Below are 19,072 nucleotides of genomic sequence, written 5' to 3' on the forward strand. Positions count from 1 at the left end.
CGAGAGAGCCGATCAGCACGAGCGAGTTCAGAGCACGGCCTTCTCCGATCGGCTTACCGCATCACCGGAAAACTACTGAGCTTGTCATTCGGAAACTACTGAAACTGAGCTGGATCAACGCAGAAGCCGTTGTGGCTGCGAGAAAAGCTCAGCTAGCGTCCGGCTTGGCGGTCATTGGGTGACCGTCATCTGGACGGAGCCGTCCAGGGGGAGGGGCGATCATGCCTCAGCATCAGCGTGCGACAACGAACCGATTCTCGCGGATCATCGCGACACTCGCGGTCAGTGCGGTGCTCGTCGCGAGCGGTGCCGTGGCCGCGACGGCCGCGACGCTGCCACAACCGGTGCCCACCCCCGCGATCCAAACCGCGTTCGAGATCGACGGCAACCTGAGCGGTGCCAACGATTGGGACGGTATCGCCAGCACCCCGTACGGCCCCTACACCACCGCGAGCGGCAACCCGTCAACGGGCATCCTCGACTACACGAGCGGCAACGACGGCTGTACGGGCTCCGACGCCAGCGCGTTCCCCGGAAGCCAGACGATCAACACCAACCCGTGGACGATCGCGCCCGACACCGTCAACAACAAAGCAGACCTGTGCGCCTCGGGTGCCGCCTACGAGATCGTGCGCGTCGACGGGCAGCAGCACATCATCCTCTACCAGTACTGGACGCGCTCTCCTGATGGCACAGGCGATCTGACGATCTACCAGATGCTCGAAGGCCCGCTGCCGGGCCGTTCCGACGACTACCTGATCCAGTTTGACTACGACTCCTCGGGCGGGGGCGCGATCTCGATCAGCGCACTCAGCTGGAACGGGTCCAACTGGGTCGTCAACGTGGCCGGCGTTTACTACCAGGCCGCATACGGCCAGGTAGCGGCAACCGACCAGGCCGGCACTTTCGGTGAGATGGCCATCGACCTCACCGCGTCGGGACTCCTTCCCGAAGACGAGTGTGCGTCAGCGGACACCGGCGCCGTCCTCACCCGCACTGGTAACAGCTCCACCGCACAGCTTCAGGACTACTTCCTCGGCGCGCCGATCGAGCTCAGCACCTGCACTTCGCTGACGGTGACGAAGGCCGGCACCGGATTTCCCGACGACACGACCTTCCCGTACATCATCGACCAGGCCGATGGTGCGACGGTCCACGACGGTTCGCTCACCGGGACCGTCGCCGACACGGATGCCTCCCCCGCCAGCATCAGCGCGCTGATCGGTGTCGGTGATACGCACACGTGGAACAACGTCATCGCTGAGCCGGACTATCGTGTCGCCGAGATCACGAGCGGCTTGCCGCCAGGCGTGACACTCGACACCGTGGTGTGCACGTACACCGATCTGTACGCGCCGGAACCGAATGAGCGGACGGTGATTCTCTACGAGAACGGCGCCTCCACCGGCAACACCTTCACGCTGTTCCCGAGCACCACAGGTGTCGCCCCCGCGCCATCGTGCATCATCACGAACACCGCGACATCACTCACGTTGAACAAGAACTTGGTGAACGATCACGGTGGAACGGCGACGCTGGCGGACTTCGTCCTCTCCGCAACGCCCACGACCGGCCCCGCCGTAGCTGTCCTCAGTGGCACCGACCCCTCCTCCGATCCTGCCGAGGGTCTGGTGGGCTTGGTCGCGCCCGGGTCGTACACACTGGCTGAGACGAACATGCCTGGCTACACCGCGAGCACCTGGTCGTGCACGGGGGCGGCCTTCGACAGTGCCACCGGAGTCGTCACGGTGCAGCAGGGCGAGAGCGCCGTCTGCACGATCACGAACGACGACATCGCCCCACGACTCACTCTGGTGAAAGAGGTTGTGAATGACTGGGGTGGGACGGCTGTTGATACTGATTTCACGCTGACGGCGGTGGGGCCGGTGTCGGTGAGTGGTGTGGAGGGCTCTGCGGCGGTGACGGACGCGAGTGTGTCGGCCGGGAGCTATGTGATTGGCGAGGAAGCGCTCGCGGGTTACGAGCTCGATGGTCTCACCTGTGTGGGTGGTTCGTTCGATGCGGCGAGCAGCACCCTCACGCTCGCGCTGGGTGACGACGCGACGTGCACTCTGCGAAACAGTGACCAACCGGGGACGCTGACGCTGATCAAGCAGGTCGTGAACGATAACGGTGGTCTGGTTGATGTCGGTGACGTGACGCTCACCGCGACTGGTCCGCAGACGATCACTGGTGTCACGGGAGATCCGGCTGTGACCAACGCGCAGGTCGGGGCGGGTGACTACACGCTGTCGGAGGATTCCCCCGCGGGTTACGACCCCAGCAACTGGGTCTGTCCTGGTGCAGCGCTGGTTGATGATGTCGTGACTGTCCCACTGGGTGGGAACGTGACCTGCACGATCACGAACGATGACATCGCGCCGCTGCTGACTCTGGTCAAGGAGGTCGTCAATGACGATGGTGGCACTGCGGTCGCAACGGATTGGACTCTGGCGGCGGATGGCCCGACTCCCGTGACCGGGACCACGGGCGGTGCGAGCGTGACGGTTGCACCCGTCAGCGCGGGTGAGTACACGCTGAGTGAGTCTGGCGGCCCTTCCGGATATGCCGCTGGTGATTGGGACTGCGCGAACGCGGACCTGACCGGGAATGTGCTCACCCTCGGCCTGGGCGAGAGCGTGACCTGCACCATCGTCAACGACGACATCGCCCCACGACTCACCCTCGTGAAGCAGGTCGTGAACGACGACGGTGGAACGATGACCGTCGCTGATTGGACGCTCACTGCGACCGGTCCGAGCACGGCGACCGGCATCACCGGTGAGGACACCATCACGAACGCGGCCGTCCTCGCGGGAACCTACGCTCTCACGGAAAGCGGCCCTGACGGCTACACCGCCGGAGACTGGTCCTGTGTCGGCGGAACACAGACCGCTGCCGACATCACGCTTGCACCCGGTGATGACGTCACCTGCACGATCATCAACGATGACCGACCCGCGACCCTCACCCTGATCAAGCAGGTTGTGAACGATGACGGCGGTCAGGAACTGCCCACTGCTTGGACTCTGACCGCTACCGGCCCCACCACGGGCGTCACCGGTGTCACCGGCGACGCGGCGATCACGAACACTCCCGTCACGGCGGGGGCTTACATCCTCAGCGAGTCCGGCCCCTCCGGGTATGCCGCATCGGCATGGACCTGCGAAGGCGGCACTCCCGTCCTCGGGGTCGTCATCGTCATCCCCAACGGCACCAACGTGACCTGCACGATCGTCAACGATGACATCGCCCCGCGGCTCACTCTGGTGAAGGAGGTCGTCAACGACGACGGTGGAACGATGACTGTCGCTGATTGGACACTCTCTGCGACCGGTCCGAGCACTGCGACCGGCGTCACCGGTGAGGACACCATCACGAACGCGGCCGTGCTCGCGGGTACCTACGCTCTCACGGAGAGCGGCCCTGACGGGTACACCGCTGGGGACTGGACCTGTGTCGGCGGAACGCAGACCGCTGCCGACATCACCCTCGCACCTGGTGACGACGTCACGTGCACCATCATCAACGACGACCAGCCCGCGACGCTCACCCTGATCAAAGAGGTTGTGAACGACAACGGTGGTCTGATTGATGTCGGTGACGTGACGCTCACGGCGACTGGTCCGCAGACGATCACTGGTGTCACGGGGGATGCCGCTGTGACCAACGCACAGGTCGATGCGGGCGACTACACCCTGTCCGAGGATTCTCCGGCGGGTTACGACCCCAGTGCTTGGGTCTGCCCTGGCGCGACGCTGGCTAATGATGTGGTGACTGTCCCTCTGGGCGGGAACGTGACCTGCACCATCACGAACGATGACATCGCACCGCTGCTGACTCTGGTGAAGGAAGTCATCAATGACGATGGTGGCACTGCAGTCGCGACGGACTGGACTCTGGCAGCGGATGGCCCGACCCCGGTGACGGGGACCACGGGTGGTGCGAGCGTGACGGTTGCACCGGTCAGCGCGGGCGAGTACACGCTGAGTGAGTCTGGCGGCCCTGCCGGGTACGCCGCTGGTGATTGGGACTGCGCGAACGCGGACCTGACCGGGAATGTCCTCACCCTCGGCCTGGGCGAGAGCGTGACCTGCACCATCGTCAACGACGACATCGCCCCACGACTCACCCTCGTGAAAGAAGTCATCAACGATGCCGGCGGCACCGCGGTCGCGACGGACTGGACACTGACCGCAACGGGCGAGAGCACCATCGCGGGAGTCACGGGCGACGCCGCCGTCACCGATGCACCCGTGATGGCGGGCACCTACGCTCTCACGGAGAGCGGCCCCGACGGGTACACCGCCGGAGCGTGGAGCTGTGACGCAGGCGCCCTCACCGGATCCGACATCACGCTCGCACCCGGCGATGACGTCACGTGCACGATCGTCAATGACGACCAGCCCGCCACTCTCACCCTCATCAAGGAGGTGATCAACGACGACGGTGGTACCGCGGTCGCGACGGACTGGACCCTGACCGCCACCGGCCCGACCACGGGAGTCACTGGTGTCACCGGCGACGTGTCGATCACGAACACTCCCGTCACGGCGGGGGCTTACATCCTCAGCGAGACCGGCCCGTCCGGGTATGCCCCCTCGGGATGGAGCTGCGAAGGCGGTGTCCCCGTGCTCGGCGTCGTCATCGTCATCACGAACGGCACCAACGTGACCTGCACGATCACGAACGATGACATCGCCCCACGACTCACCCTGGTGAAGGAGGTCGTCAACGACGACGGTGGCACCGCGGTCGCAACGGACTGGACACTGACCGCAACGGGTGAGAGCACTATCGCGGGTGTCACGGGCGACACCGCCGTCACCGACGCACCCGTGATGGCGGGCACCTACGCTCTCACGGAGAGCGGCCCTGACGGGTACACCGCTGGGGACTGGACCTGCGTCGGCGGAACGCAAACCGCTGCCGACATCACCCTCGCACCCGGCGACGACGTCACGTGCACCATCGTCAACGACGACCAACCTGCGACGCTCACCCTCATCAAGGAGGTTGTGAACGACGACGGTGGTCTGCTTGATGTCGGTGACGTGACGCTCACCGCGACTGGTCCGCAGACGATCACTGGTGTCACGGGAGATCCGGCTGTGACCAACGCGCAGGTCGGGGCGGGTGACTACACGCTGTCGGAGGATTCTCCGGCGGGTTACGACCCCAGTGCTTGGGTCTGTCCTGGCGCGACGCTGACTAACGACGTGGTGACTGTCCCACTGGGCGGGAACGTGACCTGCACGATCACGAACGATGACATCGCGCCGCTGCTGACTCTGGTGAAAGAGGTCGTGAACGACGATGGTGGCACCGCGGTCGCAACGGATTGGACTCTGGCGGCGGATGGCCCGACTCCCGTGACCGGGACCACCGGCGGTGCGAGCGTCACGGTTGCACCCGTCAGCGCGGGCGAGTACACGCTGAGTGAGTCTGGCGGCCCTTCCGGGTACGCCGCTGGTGATTGGGACTGCGCGAACGCGGACCTGACCGGGAATGTGCTCACCCTCGGCCTGGGCGAGAGCGTGACCTGCACCATCGTCAACGACGACATCGCCCCACGACTCACCCTCGTGAAGCAGGTCGTGAACGACGACGGTGGCGAGCGCACGCCGGCTGACTGGACACTGACTGCGACGGGCGAGAGCACCATCGCGGGAGTCACGGGCGATACCGCCGTCACCGACGCACCCGTGATGGCGGGCACCTACGAGCTCACCGAGGCAGGGCCCGCCGGCTACACCGCCGGAGCGTGGCGCTGTGACGGAGGCGCCCTCACTGAATCCGCCCTCACCCTCGCACTGGGCGATGACATCACGTGCACGATCGTCAACGACGACAAGCCGATCGATCTCTCGATCGACAAGTCGGACGGTGGGCTCACGGCAGAGGCCGGGATGGAGTTCGTCTACACCATCACCGTCACCAACGTGGGCCAACGCGACATGGACGATGACGTGGTGACCGTCACCGACCGCCTGCCGGACCACCTCGTCTACGTCGACGGGCCCGAGAACTGCACGGCTGTCGGCGCTGTCGTCACGTGTGACATCGATCCATCGACCCTCACCGCGGGGGCCTCGATCACCCTCGAGCTCACCGTGCTCTTCGATGCCGATGCACCTGCGGGCACGTACACCAACCTGGCGTCCGTCACCACGGAGGACGACAGTGCACCCGTGACACCGACGTGCCCCGAGCCTGAGGCGCGTGACGCCGGTAACAACGTCGACTGCACGCACACCCCGTTGAAGCCGGTGACCAACCTCGTCGGCGTCAAGTCGGTGCAGGAACTGGTCGATGGCACCTGGGTGGCATCCGACGGAAAGGCCGCCTATGGCGACACCATCCGGTATGCCATCACGGTGACCGCCGGCGGGAATGCGAACCAGGAGGATGTGACGGTCACCGACACGCTCGACGCAGGTCTCATCTTCGGGGCCTCGGAGGGATGCGACCCCAGTTCTCCCTGCGACGTCACCTACGACGCCGAAACGCGCCAGGTGCGCGCGGAGCTGGGAACGCTCGCCCCTGGGGAGAGCGCGACCGTGACGTTCAGCGCCACCCTGCCTGCCGCACCGAAACAGGCAGCAGGCACGACGGTGACCGCGGAGTTCGACAATGTCGCGGCCGTGTCCTCGACACAGGTGTCGCCGAAGCCGACGAACACCGTGACGACGAAGGTGACTCGGACGCTGCCTCCCGTCGCCCCGCCTGCACCCACGCGGCCGCCGCTTGCCGTGACGGGAGGTGCTGATGTGCTCGGCGGAGCATGGATCGCACTGGCACTCATCGTGATCGGCGCAGCGGCTGTCCGCGTACGGCGTCGCATCGAGACGAGACGATAGGGATTCACCGCACACACGACGGCCGCCCACCCGGGGGTGGACGGCCGTCGTGCGCAAGCGCGGATCAGGAGTGCGGGACGACGACCGCGCGGCCCGAGAGCTGACCGGCCTCGAGCTTGTGGTAGGCCTCGAGGGCGTTGTCCATGGTGAAGCGCTCCACGTCGGGGACGATCTGCCCGGCGCGATACATGGCCGCCACATCGTAGAGGTCCGAGATGGAGCCCCAGTAGGTGCTGTTCAGCGTGGACTCGTAGGGCGTGCCGAAGAAGTTCCACTCGACGGTGCCGTTGGCGATGCCCACGATGACGATGCGCGAGCCGATTCCGGCGGCGGACTTCACGAGGTTGACGGTCGGGGCGACTCCCACGAAGTCGAAGGCGGCGTCGACTCCGCGGCCGCCGGTGATCGCGCGAATGGCCTCCAGCTGGCCTTCGCCGCCGGGAACGGTGACGGCTCCGTTGGCCTCGGCGCGCGCCATGGCGTCCGGCTTGGAGTCGGTGGCAATGATCGTGGCGCCGGTGAGGGCGCGCAGGATCTGCACGGCGATCTGTCCGAGTCCGCCCAGGCCCACCACCAGGGCGAACTTGCCGCCGCCGGCCAGATTCGGCAGGGCCTGCTTGATCGCGTGGTACGGAGTCAGTGCCGCGTCAGAGAGGGGTGCAGCATCCACGGGGTCGGCGTCGCCGAGCGGGATGAGGTGGTTCGCGGGGACGGTGACGTACTCCGCCATGCCGCCGTTGCGTCCGAGGCCCACGGCCAGCGCCGGGTTGGTGGCGGCGTTCTCGCAGTAGGTCTCCAGACCCTGAGCGCACATGCGGCAGCGGCCACAGCCGGTGGGGCCGTACACGAGGTACGCGTCACCCTTCTGGAAGCCGGTGACGCCGTCGCCGAGCGCCTCGATCCATCCGGAGACCTCGTGTCCGAGCACGAAACCGGGGGTGATGGAGCCCGGACCGTCGGCCGTGAAGTCGTGATACACCGCCACATCGGAGTGGCATGCGCCGGAGCCGGCCACCTTCAGCAGAACCTCGCCCGGCCCCGGCGTGGGGGTGGGGACCTCCGTGAGGGCGGGGAAGGTCTGATAGTTCTCGAAGACGACAGCGCGCATGGTTGAAACCTCCTGGTGCGGCAGATGCGGCCCGGTAGACAGGGGTACCGGATCCCGCTCTTTCACTCTATTCCTGGGGTGACGGGGAGTGGCCCGGACGTCAGACCGCACCGACCACGCCCTCCAGGGTCTCGGTGACGACGTCCTGTGGTGCGGGCCGGCGACGGGTGCGCAGCAGCGCGAACGCGAGCACTGCGACGACAGCGGTGACGACGGCGCCGACCGTCATCGCGCCGTGCAGCCCGGCGAGGAACGCGTCCTGCGCCATCGCGGTCTCGGCAGCAGTCAGCCCTGCCGGCACGACGCCCTGTGCCAGCGCATCGGCCTCTGCGTGCGACAGCGCCAGGCCGGCGGTTCCGCCGGCTGCAGCGGCACCAACCACCGCGGCGAACACGGCGGTGCCCAGCGCACCTCCGAGCTGCAGCATCGTCGCCTGGAACCCGCCGGCGACGCCCGCGAGGTGAACGGGCGCGCTGCCGACGACGGCGTCTGCGCCTGCGGTCATGGTGAACCCGACGCCGAGGGCGAGCGTGACGAACGGCACTGCCATCGCGAGGTAGGGGGAGTCGACGCCCGTGAGGGTGAGTGCGGCGAGCGAGAGGGCGACCAGACCGAGGCCCACGGTGAGGGTGATCCGCGGACCGACGCGGCTCACGAGCACGGCGCCGATCGGCGAAGCGACGATCGAGACCGCCGACAGGGGAAGCAGCATCACACCGGCGAACACGCCGTCGATCCCGCGGAGGTTCATCAGATACAGGCTGAGGAAGAAGGTCACGCCCAACAGCGCGAAGAAGTTGGCGCCAACGGCGAGGCCGCCGATCGAGAAACCCGGTTCACGGAACAGGGACATCGGCAGGAGCGGATGGGTGCTGCGCCGCTCGACCAGGACGAAGCCGATGAGGACGATCACGGCGCCGGCCAGGATCAGCAGGGTGCGCGGGTCGCCCCAACCCCAGTCCTCGGACTGCACGATGGCGAGCACCAGCCCGCCGAGCCCGAGGGCCAGCAGGAGTACACCGGGCACGTCGAAACGCACCCTGGCCTGGCCCGCGGTGGATTCGCGAACCACGAGCGCGGTGAACACGACGGTGATGAGCGCGATCGGCGCATTGATGAAGAAGATCGACTCCCAGCCGATGGCGGCGACGAGCGCGCCCCCGACGATCGGACCGGCGGCGATGGCCACGGACGACACCCCGCCCCAGATCCCGACGGCCATGCCGAACTTCTCACGGGGGAAGGTCGCTCGCAGAATCGACAGCGTCTGTGGCATGAGCAGCGCTGCGCTGATGCCCTGCAGGGCGCGGAACGCGATCACTCCGACCACGCTGCCCACGAGCCCGATCGCCACGGACGAGAGAGCGAAGGCGACCACGGCGATGAGGTACATGCGGCGGCGGCCGAAGCGGTCCCCGAGGGTGCCGCCGAGGATGAGGCAGACGGCAAGACCGAGCAGGTAGGCGTGGGTGATCCACTGCAACTCGGTGAAGGACGTCCCGAGGGAGGCGGCGATCGCCGGGTTCGCGATCGAGACGACGGTGGCGTCGAGGCCGACCATGAACAGTCCCAGCGAGACGGCGATCAGAGTGGCGACGGGATGTCCGCGTCGGGTGCCGTGGCGCGGTGGGGCGAGAGGTGTGGAGGTCATGGCGTGCTTTCGTCGGTGGCGGTCTGCGGCGCAACGAGCACAGGCTTCGCGAGGTGCGCCCTCGGGTGCCCTGGGACCCGGGGTGGCAGCGACGGCGGCTACACGAGCACAACCGACCCTCGTGGCGGATGTGCTCCCTCAGAAGCGTATGAAACAATACAGTAATGACGAGCCAAACGCCAGTGACCGACGCCGCCCTCGCGCGTTTCGCCGACGCGGTGATGTCGATCGCGCACCGGATCGAGCCGCGCGGGCTGGAGATTCCCGGCCGCCGTCACCTCACACCGCGCGAGGTGCTCGTGCTGCACGAGGTGGCGGTGTCACCGGGAATCACGGCCACTCGCATCGCGCGGGGCCTGGGGCTACAGCGCAGCAACCTCAGTGCGACGCTGCACGGGCTGGAGCGCGAAGGTCTGCTGGCGCAGACAGCTGCGACGGTTGGGCGAGGGGTGGGATTCCACCTGACCGATCAAGCGCAGGGGGAGCTCGCGCTGGTGCGCGCGCATCGTACCGAGCGACTGCGTAGCGCGTTGCCGGACGTGCTGCGCGACGTCGTCGATCAGGCGGATGTCCTCGCCCGCCTCGCCGACAGCATCGGAGACCTGCCCGAGTAGCCTCAGGGCGCGAGACGCTGCAGTGCCCACCACTGCAGCAGCATGATCGTCTTGCCGTCCACGATGCGTCCGTCGGCGATCATGTCGAGCGCGTCGGGGAGGGCGAGCTCCACAACCTCGATGTCCTCGCCCTCCTCGCTCAGTCCGCCGCCCGCGCCGGTACGATCAGCCCGCGAATAGGGTGCCGCGTAGAAGTGCACGCGCTCGGTCACCGAGCCGGGACTCATGTAGGCCGCGAAGACCGGCGTCACGGCGCCGACCTCGACTCCGAGTTCCTCTGCCACCTCGCGCCGGATCGCCGTCTCCGCGTCGTCTCCGTCGAGCAGCCCAGCCGCCGCCTCAACGAGCATGCCGTCGGGGTGCTCGTTCACATAGGCCGGGAAGCGGAACTGCCGTGTGAGCAGCACCGTGCCTCGTCGTTCGTCGTAGAGGAGGATCGTCGCCCCGTCGCCGCGGTCGTAGGTCTCGCGCTGCAGTGTGGTCCACGCGCCGTCACGGCGCCGGTAGTCGAAGGTCGTGCGCCGCAGCACGTGCCAGCCATCCGAGGTGATCTCCACATCACGGATCCGCACGTCGGGATTGCGGGTGAGGTTGCGTCCGGTGGCGTCCAGACCGGTGCGTCCGCGTCCGTCCGGGATCGCCTCACCCGGGGTGTCCCGACGCTGCATGTCATGAGCCATGAGGCTAGAGTAGGACAAAACGTGCACAAACGTGAAAGAACGGATACCCATGCTTGCAGCAGAACGTCGTGACCACCTGTTGGCCACCCTGCGTCGCGACGGGAAGATCGTCGCGAAAGACATCGCCGCGCAACTCGGCCTGTCCGAGGACAGCATCCGGCGAGACCTTCGCGATCTCGCCGCCGACGGGCTGTGTCAGCGCGTGTATGGCGGTGCCGTCCCCGTCTCTCCGGCCGTCGCCGACTACGCGGGGCGCACACTCATCGGCGCGGAGGGGAAGCAGCGCGTGGCCGCGGCCGCCGTGCGTCTGATTGACCCGGGCAGCACCGTGATCCTCGATGGCGGCACTACCGCGCTGGCGATCGCCGGACTGCTGCCACCGTCCCTGGAGTGCACCATCGTGACGCACAGTCCCACCGTCGCGGCCGCACTCATCGATCACCCGCGAGTGGACGTCTTCATCCTCGGCGGGCGACTCTTCAAGCACTCCGCCGTTGCGAGCGGCGCGGCAGCGGTCGAGGCCGCGCAGCGCGTCGCGGCGGACCTGTTTCTGCTCGGGGTGACCGGCGTCCACCCGGATGCCGGACTCACGACCGGAGATCCCGACGAAGCAGCCATGAAACGCGCACTGGCCTGCCGAGCGGCGGACACGTATGTGCTGGGATCAGCAGAGAAGATCGGCACGGCGTCCCCGTTCACCGTGCTCGACTTCGCGGAGGTGTCCGGCGTGATCACCGATGCGGATCCCACCACCGACACGATGCGCCTGCTCGCCGAGCGGGTTCGCCTCCTTCCCGCCTAACCGGTTCGACCAGAAAGCACCGATCATGACCGTGACCTACCGGCACGTGGATGTCTTCGCCACCCGCCCCTTCACCGGCAACAGCCTGGCCGTGTTCCCCGGCGGTGCCGACCTCTCTGCCGAGCAGATGCTCGTGATCACGCAGGAGCTGCGGCACTTCGAGACCATCTTCCTCGGCGAGCCGGGCGCGGACAATGTGGTCGACGCGCGCATCTTCGACCTGTTCGAGGAGCTCGACTTCGCCGGACACCCGCTGCTGGGAGCGGCCGCTGTTCTTCACGAATCCCGCGGCAGCGACGAGGAGCTGCGGTGGGGATTCCGGCTGCAGGATCGCACCGTCACGATCACGACCCGACCAACCGCGGACGGCTACCGGGTGGCGCTGAACCAGGGAGCGCCGCAGTTCCTCGGCACCGTCGAGGGCGACGATCGCGGCGAGATCGCGGCGGCTCTCAACTTGGACGCCCTCGCCGATCTCCCACTGGACGTCGTGTCCACGGGGCTTCGATACCTGATCGTCCCGGTGCGCGGGGGACTGGACCGCGCGCGAATCGTGCGGGACGACTTCGCGGAGCTCATCGGTCGACACGGCGCTCAGTTCGCGTATCTGCTCGACGTCGATGCGGTGGAGGGACGCCACTGGAACAACGACGGCGTGATGGAGGACGTGGCCACCGGAAGCGCGGCCGGCTGCGTGGGCGCCTACCTCGCCCGCCACGGAGTGGTGCCGGCGGGGGAGGAGTTCACACTTCGCCAAGGACGATTCACCGGTCGACCCAGCCGGATCACGGTGAGCGCGGAGGGGGCGCCGGATGCACTCACCAACATCCGCGTCGGCGGCGATGTGGTGATGGTGGCCACGGGAACGCTCGACGTTCTGCCCTGAGACTCGCGCTGTCTGGCGCGGGGCGTGGCGCGACTACTTCAACCTGGATTTGGGCCATGACCTGACAGTCGTTGATCAGGGAAGCCTCTGATGACGTGACGTGCGGCGGGCAGTGATCGCGTGTGCCTGTGATCACGAGGGTCTGTGGGTCAGCGATCCCGCGGAGTCTGTGACTCGATGATCAGGGATCCTACGGATCAGCGGCGACGCCAGAACCCTCCGCGGGCCGCGGACTTCGGCAGGTGCGGCTGCGCTTCCGCCACGAGACGCGCGAGCTCCGGATCCGGATGGTTCGCGTAGCGCTCAGCGAGTTGCGCCCAGGCCGCGGCAGCGTCGTGGGGGCGATTCAGCTCGTGGGAGAATACGACCGCGCTGTTCTTCAGGGCCTTCGCCGCGCGTCGCTGCTGTGTCAGGGGTGAGGCGGCGGTCACGGGTGTGATCACTCGCGCGTAGGCCGCCAGTGCCTCCTGGGGCTGCGATCCGTTGTCCGCGAGAATGGCATCGTTCCACGCCGCCTGCGACCCCAGCTCCTCGACGGCCGCGCTCGGGGCATCGGCGGCGATCGCCATCACCTGTCGGAACGCGTGGCGAGCCATCGCGCGATCCGCCAGGCGATTGACAGCGTTTCCGAACTGCAGCCAGGCCTGGGCGAGCAGCTCCGTTCCGACGCCGCCGTCGACGATCGCCGATTCGATGCTCAGCCGTGCGATCTCCGCGGCCCGCGCGTAGTCGCGTGCGGCGAGCAGATCCACCGTCCAGTTCTGCAGGGCCGTGAGCCCCACCAGTCGCGTCGCGGCATCCGCAGATGGCTGGGCCATATCGAACGCGCGACGATACATGCGCGCGCTCTCGACCGCGTCGCCGCGAGCGGAGGCGGCGTCCGCGTCTTCGAGGAGAGCCCGAACCACGCCGAAGATCTCGTCGCGTTCGCTGTAGTCCCCGGCGCGCAGCTGCAGCGCGAGGCGGTTGCGCTCGGTGGTCTCGCGGACGAAATCGGGAACCGTCAGGGTGCAGAGTGCGAATGCCGCCTCGGCGTCGTCAAGCGCTGCCGTGTCGTTGCCGAGTTCGCTCAGGGCACGCGTGCGCGAATTGAGCGCCATCACCAGCAGTGTGCGGATCTCGTCTGTGGCCGGAGAGGGGAAGCGTGTGAGGATGCGGGTGGCACGTTCGCGACGGGACTCGGGGTCCAGCTCGTTCCAGGAGCGGGCGAGGGCGAGGCCCGCGAGGTGCGCGATCTCGTCGTGGGGTGCGTCGCCGAGGTCGCGCCACACGGCTTCGCCCTCGCGCGCCCCGTGATCGGGTGCGTGCTGGATGAGAGTGTCCACGAGGACGAGCCTGGCGTTCGCCCAGGCGAGGCGCTCATCGCGCGTGTGCGGCACGGTGGTGTCCCGAAGGCGCTCGAGCTCCCGGATTGTGACGTCCGGCTGGCCGGCAAAGCGTGCGGCGTGCACGCGCGCGGAGATCTCGGCGGCGAGTTCGTCGGCTGCGGTGGCGTCGTCGGCGAGCTGCAGGGAGGCGGTGCGAGCCGAGCCGAAATCGCCGCGCGCTGCCGCGGCGGCGGCCAACCGGTGGCGCAGGCCGAGTCGCCAGTGCGGGTCGTCGAGGCTGGGCCATGCGAGCACGGCGGTGACCACGGCGATCCGGTCATCGTCGTCGAGGTCGTCCGTGCGATCCAGCACCCGGTACACGATCACGCCGCGATCCTCGTCGCTTGCGGTGGGGAAGCGCGACTCGGCCCAGGGGAGATAGACGTCGAGGAAGGCGCGCGGGTGCCACCGGCGGAACTGCGGGTTCCACAGTCGATTGCCGAGATGGGTGAGTTCTGGGGAGAGGTCCTCGCCGATCGTCTCGAGCAGCTGGAGGTAGATCGGAATCGGGCTGTCCCCGGTGAGGTGCGCACGAGCGTGCTCTGCCCAGTACTGACCGAAGAGACGCTCGCGGGTACCGGCGTGCGGTGACGCGGTGACCTGCGCGGCAGAGGTGGCGAGCTCCGCGTGTAACTCCAGATCGTGAATCAGCGGGCAGAGCGACAGGACGACCGGCACGGCGTCCTCGGCTGGTGTCGATGCCAGCAGTTCGCGGAGCCGGTCGGTGCCATGAACCAGCGAGGAGACATCGTCGTGGTCGATCTCGGACTCGATGAGGCTGATCTGCTCGTGAATCGTCATCTCGTGCCTTCCTTCCTGTCCATACCGACTTAATCAGATCTCGCCTGGCCCACCGCATCGAGTTAGGTTAGCCTTACCTTATGTACAGCGCGCAGGGAGATCATTTCGTTCTGGCCGGTATCGCCGGCGACGTGCCGGTGCTGAACCGGCTTCTCACCGTCCTGCCCGAGGATGGCTACGGGCAGGTGTTCCTCGAGAGTACGGGGCCGCTGCTGCTTCGCGGCTGGCCCGGTCCTGTAGGAATCGTTCCGCTCTCGGTACGGCAGGATCTTGCGCCCGCGTCCGGAGGGCGCCTCCCCGGACCGGGGGAGGTGCTGGCCGATGCTCTGCGGGCCTGGGCTGCCGAGTGGCTGCCGCCCGCGGGACATCTGGATCCGCTGCCGTACACGATGTGGATCGGGGGCGTGGGCTATCCACCCATCGATCAGCTGTGCGCCGAACTCACGCGCGACTATCCGTGGCTGCACCTGCATCACGCCTCGATGGTCCCCAGCAGCGACGGCTAGCCGAGCGGGCTGGACGTGATCGCCGCGCTGAGTGCCTCCACCGCGGGACGGGAGGCGGCGGGGTCATCGAGCAGCGCGAACTCCATCACACCCAGCGGTGGGAGCCGGAGCGCTCCGTCCACGCGCTCCAGATCACCCGGCATCATCGTGGCCGGGAACACCGCCACCCCGAGCGCGGCGCGCACGGCGGCCAGCACACCGGTGATGTCGCGGACCGTGCACGCCGTACGCCAGCGGCGGCCGGCCTCCTCGAGGGCATCGATCGCGGACTGTCGGGAGTGACTCGGTCGCGGGTAGCTCACCAGGGGCACCGGGTCCTCGGCATCGAAGCGCAGCGACGGATGCGCGCCCCAGATGAGCTGCTCCCGACGCACCACCCGCCCCTCTTCGATCCCCGGCTCTCGGCGCACGTAGACCAGGTCCAAGCCACCGGCCTTGAGTCGGCGAACCAGCGCCGCGGACTGGCCGACCGTCACCTCGACGTCGACGCGCGGGTTGCGGCGACGGAAGTCACGGAGGATCCCCGGCAGATGCGTGAGCGCGAGGTCATCGGCCGTGCCGAAGCGGATGCGAGTGCGCTCGGCAGGGCCGGCGAAGAACGCGTGCGCCTCATCCAGCACCGCCAGCGCGCGGCGAGCGAACCCGAGCATCGCCTCGCCATCGTCGGTGAGCGCGACGCTGCGGGTATCGCGCGCGACGAGCACGCGGTCCACCTGCTGTTCCAGCCGACGGATCCGGCCGCTCACGGTCGGCTGGCCCACGCCCAGCTGCCGGCCGGCTGCCGAGAAGTTTCGCGTCTCGGCGACGGCGACGAAGCACCGCAGCAGATCGGGATCGTACATTCGCTGACTCCCTCATCATCAAACGTGATGACACATATCTACCTCATGCCGTTACGTGATGGAAGTTGGACACGTACGGTGGAAGTCATGTCAGCTCCGACCGGCAGCTATCCCGGTGCCTATCCCGTCACCGAACCGCTGCCGGTCCTCACCGCCCGGCCCACCCTGCGTGCCACTTTCGCCTCGCTGGCCGTGCCGAACTTCCGCTGGTACACCGGCGCGCTCGCGGCCTCCTCCGCCGGCGGCTGGCTCGCGCGCATCGCGACCGACTGGCTGATGGTGGAGCTCACCGGAAACGTGGCGCTGATCGCGCTCGTCGTCACGTTCCAGCTGCTGCCACCGATGCTCCTCGCTCCCTGGGGCGGGGTGGTGGGGGACCGGTTCTCTGCCCGCCGCACGGTGATTGCCGTTCAGCTGCTGCTCGTCGTCGCCTTCCTGTCGCTCGCGATCCCCGCCGTGCTCGGCTCTGCGTCGGTCGGTCTCATCATCCTGACCTCCCTGCTCGTGGGCGTCAGCGCGGCGTTCGAGGGTCCGAGTCGTGCGGTGTTCGTCGTCGAGGTGATCAGCACCCGTGGCCTCGCCAACGCGATGGGATTGAACGCGGCCGTACAGCAGTGCGCGGGGATCGTGGGCGCCGCCATCGCCGGAGTCGCGATCGCCGGGCTCAGTGCCGGGTGGGCCATGATCATCGGCGCGAGCGGACCCGTGATCGGCATCATCGGTCTGCTCCTCATCCGCCGCGATCGGCTGCATCCCGCCATCAAGGTCCCCGCCCAGCGCGGTCAGATCCGCGAGGCGATCCGCTATGTGCGTCGCAAGAACGACATCGGCGCATCGCTGCTGCTCATCACGGTGCTCGCCCTGTTCGGACTGACCGGATCGGTGCTGTTCGGCTGGGCTGCACGCGATGAGTTCGATCTCGGTTCCGGGGGATACAGCCTCTTCCAGGCGATGGCCGCACTCGGGGCCTTCGTCGGGTCGTTGCTGGCCGCGCGACGACGCCGACTCCGCATGCGCGACAACGCGCTGCTGCTCGCGGCGTCGGGTGCCATCTGGGCGGTGACCGGGTTCGCTCCGACTCCCGCGCTCTTCATCGTGGCGATGGTGGCGGCGCTCATCATCCGACTCATGTTCATGGTGGCGAACGACTCCCTCACACAGCTGTCGACCAACGGCGCCATCCGTGCCCGCGTCGTGTCGCTTTACATGATGTGCGCTACCGGCGCGCAGGCGCTCGGCGCCGTGCTCACGGGGTGGTCGGTCGATGCGCTGGGGGGACAGATGACGTTCCTCATCACCGGGCTGGTGCCGCTCGGTGTGGCTGGGGCCATCGCGATCGCGGCGACCATCGGCCTGCGACGGCAGCGCGGTTCCCGTCCGCCCCGCCGCCGCGGGGTTCTCGCGGCGGACTGAGGACCTCGCACCTCGGGTCCCGTGTTCCGGGCCTCGGGCCTCGGGCCTCGGGCCTTGCGCTTTGTGCCTTGGATCTCGTGCCTCGGATCTCGTGCTTCCCGTCTTGTGCCTCGTGCCTTGTGCCTCGGATCTCGTGCTTCGCATCTTGTGCCTCGTGCCTTGTGCCTCGGGCCTCGTGCCTCGTGCCGTGCGCCTCGGATCTCGTGCTTCGCGCTTTGCGCTCCGCGGCTCGCGGCTCGCGGCTCGCGCCTCCCGCCTCCCGCCTCCCGAACCGTACCCTCGGACCTCGGCCGCCGCGGGTCTCACGCTCCTGTGGTCGCAACCCCGGCACGGTTAATCCGTGAGACTTCCGTCTGTGGGGGAGAAGCGCCGCGTTGCACGGATTCTCGCCCACAGATGGAAGTCTCACGGGTGATGGGGAACGTCCCCGCCGGTGTCAGGATGAGCGCATGACGCGATGGCGGTGGGGTGGGAAGCACGTGCTGGTCACGGGAGGATCGGAGGGGATCGGCGCTGCCGTTGCCGCCGCCGCCGGGAAGCGGGGTGCGCGGGTCACGATTCTGGCTCGTCGGGCTGGACCCCTGAGTGCGACGGCGGAGCGCATCGGCGCGCTCGCGGTGCCCGCCGATGTCACCGACACCGGTTCTCTCCGGGCGGCGGTCGCGACGGCGGTCGAGGAGAACGGGCCGATCGACGTGCTCGTGCACTGTGCCGGGACCGCTCTCCCGGGGCGGTTTCTCGAGGTGGAGGAACACGAGTTCGCGGACCAGATGCGGCTGAACCACCTGGGGACGGTGAATGCCCTTCGGGCTGTTCTTCCCGCCATGGTGCAGCGCGGCGCAGGTCGAGTGGTCGTCACCAGTTCGACCGCCGCACTGCTCCCGGTGCCCGGCTACGCCGCTTATGGTGCGGCGAAAGCCGCAGTCGCGATGCTCGCCGCTGTGGTCGGGACCGAGATCGAGTCACGCGGGGTGCGCATCGGAGTGCTGTACCCGCCCGACACGAAGACATCGGGATTCGACGCCGAGAACCTGCGCAAGCCCCCGGAGACGGCGGCGATCTCGGCCGGCATCGCCCCGCAGAGCCCCGAACGCGTAGCGTCCGTCGTGTTGCGGGGGGTGGAGCGTGGCTCGCGGACCATCACATCCGATGTCCTGACCCGAGCTCTGCTGGTGATGCCGGGGGTCTTGATCCCGGTGATGCGTCCCGTGCTGGCCCGTATCGCGCGGCGCGCCCGCACACGGGAGTGATTTGCGCGGCCGCGGCCAGTCGGTGCTTCGAACGGAGGAGATTTCCTCGAAACGAGGATGATTCTTCGCCCTGTGAACTAACTTCGCGGAAATCTCCTCGTCTGAGTACACGCCGATGAGGCGCGCCCCCGCAGGAATTGACATCACGCTATGGGACGCCCCCAAGGGTCTTGATCCCGGTGATGCGTCCCGTGCTGGCCCGTATCGCGCGGCGCGCCCGCACACGGGAGTGATTTGCGCGGCCGCGGCCAGTCGGTGCTTCGAACGGAGGAGATTTCCTCGAAACGAGGAT

The 19,072-nt window shown here is 67.8% G+C and carries 12 protein-coding genes; 7 read left to right on the top strand and 5 right to left on the bottom strand.

Annotation, left to right across the window (positions count from 1 at the left end; translation table 11 throughout):
- The first annotated feature begins 221 nt into the window (after positions 1 to 221).
- A complete protein-coding gene (locus ACI3KU_RS13155) occupies positions 222 to 6,860 on the top strand; it encodes a hypothetical protein (protein ID WP_404922755.1) in 6,639 nt (2,212 codons plus the stop codon).
- A gap of 64 nt (positions 6,861 to 6,924) precedes the next feature.
- On the opposite strand, the gene ACI3KU_RS13160 is transcribed toward ACI3KU_RS13155, so the two are convergent.
- Positions 6,925 to 7,968, bottom strand: coding sequence for an NAD(P)-dependent alcohol dehydrogenase (locus tag ACI3KU_RS13160; protein WP_404922756.1), 1,044 nt, complete (start codon positions 7,966 to 7,968; stop codon positions 6,925 to 6,927).
- A 100-nt stretch (positions 7,969 to 8,068) separates the two neighbouring features.
- Positions 8,069 to 9,619 carry a DHA2 family efflux MFS transporter permease subunit gene (locus ACI3KU_RS13165; protein WP_404922757.1) on the bottom strand — a complete coding sequence of 517 codons (1,551 nt, stop codon included), beginning with the start codon at positions 9,617 to 9,619 and terminating at the stop codon, positions 8,069 to 8,071.
- 164 nt (positions 9,620 to 9,783) lie between these two features.
- On the opposite strand from ACI3KU_RS13165, the gene ACI3KU_RS13170 reads away from it, so the two are divergent.
- Entirely contained in the window at positions 9,784 to 10,233 is a 450-nt protein-coding gene (locus tag ACI3KU_RS13170; RefSeq protein ID WP_404922758.1) for a MarR family winged helix-turn-helix transcriptional regulator, read from the top strand.
- A 2-nt stretch (positions 10,234 to 10,235) separates the two neighbouring features.
- On the opposite strand, the gene ACI3KU_RS13175 is transcribed toward ACI3KU_RS13170, so the two are convergent.
- Positions 10,236 to 10,913: an NUDIX domain-containing protein gene (locus ACI3KU_RS13175; RefSeq protein WP_404922759.1), complete on the bottom strand. Its 678-nt coding sequence runs from the start codon at positions 10,911 to 10,913 to the stop codon at positions 10,236 to 10,238.
- Between the two features lie 49 nt (positions 10,914 to 10,962).
- Between ACI3KU_RS13175 and ACI3KU_RS13180 the strand changes: the two genes are divergently transcribed.
- Together ACI3KU_RS13180 and ACI3KU_RS13185 are read left to right on the top strand one after the other, a co-directional pair.
- Positions 10,963 to 11,715 (top strand): DeoR/GlpR family DNA-binding transcription regulator, encoded by a 753-nt coding sequence (locus ACI3KU_RS13180; protein WP_404922760.1) that lies wholly within the window; start codon positions 10,963 to 10,965, stop codon positions 11,713 to 11,715.
- A 25-nt stretch (positions 11,716 to 11,740) separates the two neighbouring features.
- Positions 11,741 to 12,601, top strand: coding sequence for a PhzF family phenazine biosynthesis protein (locus ACI3KU_RS13185; protein ID WP_404922761.1), 861 nt, complete (start codon positions 11,741 to 11,743; stop codon positions 12,599 to 12,601).
- A gap of 197 nt (positions 12,602 to 12,798) precedes the next feature.
- Here ACI3KU_RS13185 and ACI3KU_RS13190 read toward each other — a convergent pair whose 3' ends face one another.
- A complete protein-coding gene (locus tag ACI3KU_RS13190) occupies positions 12,799 to 14,769 on the bottom strand; it encodes a hypothetical protein (protein ID WP_404922762.1) in 1,971 nt (656 codons plus the stop codon).
- An 80-nt stretch (positions 14,770 to 14,849) separates the two neighbouring features.
- Here ACI3KU_RS13190 and ACI3KU_RS13195 point away from each other — a divergent pair, with 80 nt between their 5' ends.
- Positions 14,850 to 15,275 (top strand): hypothetical protein, encoded by a 426-nt coding sequence (locus tag ACI3KU_RS13195; RefSeq protein ID WP_404922763.1) that lies wholly within the window; start codon positions 14,850 to 14,852, stop codon positions 15,273 to 15,275.
- On the opposite strand, the gene ACI3KU_RS13200 is transcribed toward ACI3KU_RS13195, so the two are convergent.
- Positions 15,272 to 16,117, bottom strand: a complete 846-nt coding sequence (locus tag ACI3KU_RS13200) for a LysR substrate-binding domain-containing protein (RefSeq protein ID WP_404922764.1) — start codon at positions 16,115 to 16,117, stop codon at positions 15,272 to 15,274. The two genes, ACI3KU_RS13195 and ACI3KU_RS13200, sit on opposite strands and share 4 nt — an antisense overlap.
- 87 nt (positions 16,118 to 16,204) lie before the next feature.
- On the opposite strand from ACI3KU_RS13200, the gene ACI3KU_RS13205 reads away from it, so the two are divergent.
- On the top strand, positions 16,205 to 17,530 hold the full coding sequence (locus ACI3KU_RS13205) for an MFS transporter (protein WP_404922765.1): 1,326 nt from the start codon (positions 16,205 to 16,207) through the stop codon (positions 17,528 to 17,530).
- Between the two features lie 449 nt (positions 17,531 to 17,979).
- The gene (locus ACI3KU_RS13210) at positions 17,980 to 18,780 is read left to right on the top strand and encodes an SDR family NAD(P)-dependent oxidoreductase (RefSeq protein WP_404922766.1); all 801 of its coding nucleotides are present in this window, start codon (positions 17,980 to 17,982) and stop codon (positions 18,778 to 18,780) included.
- Positions 18,781 to 19,072 lie beyond the last annotated feature (292 nt).

The sequence above is a fragment of the Microbacterium sp. ZW T5_56 genome (genome assembly GCF_044987425.1).
Lineage (GTDB): Bacteria > Actinomycetota > Actinomycetes > Actinomycetales > Microbacteriaceae > Microbacterium.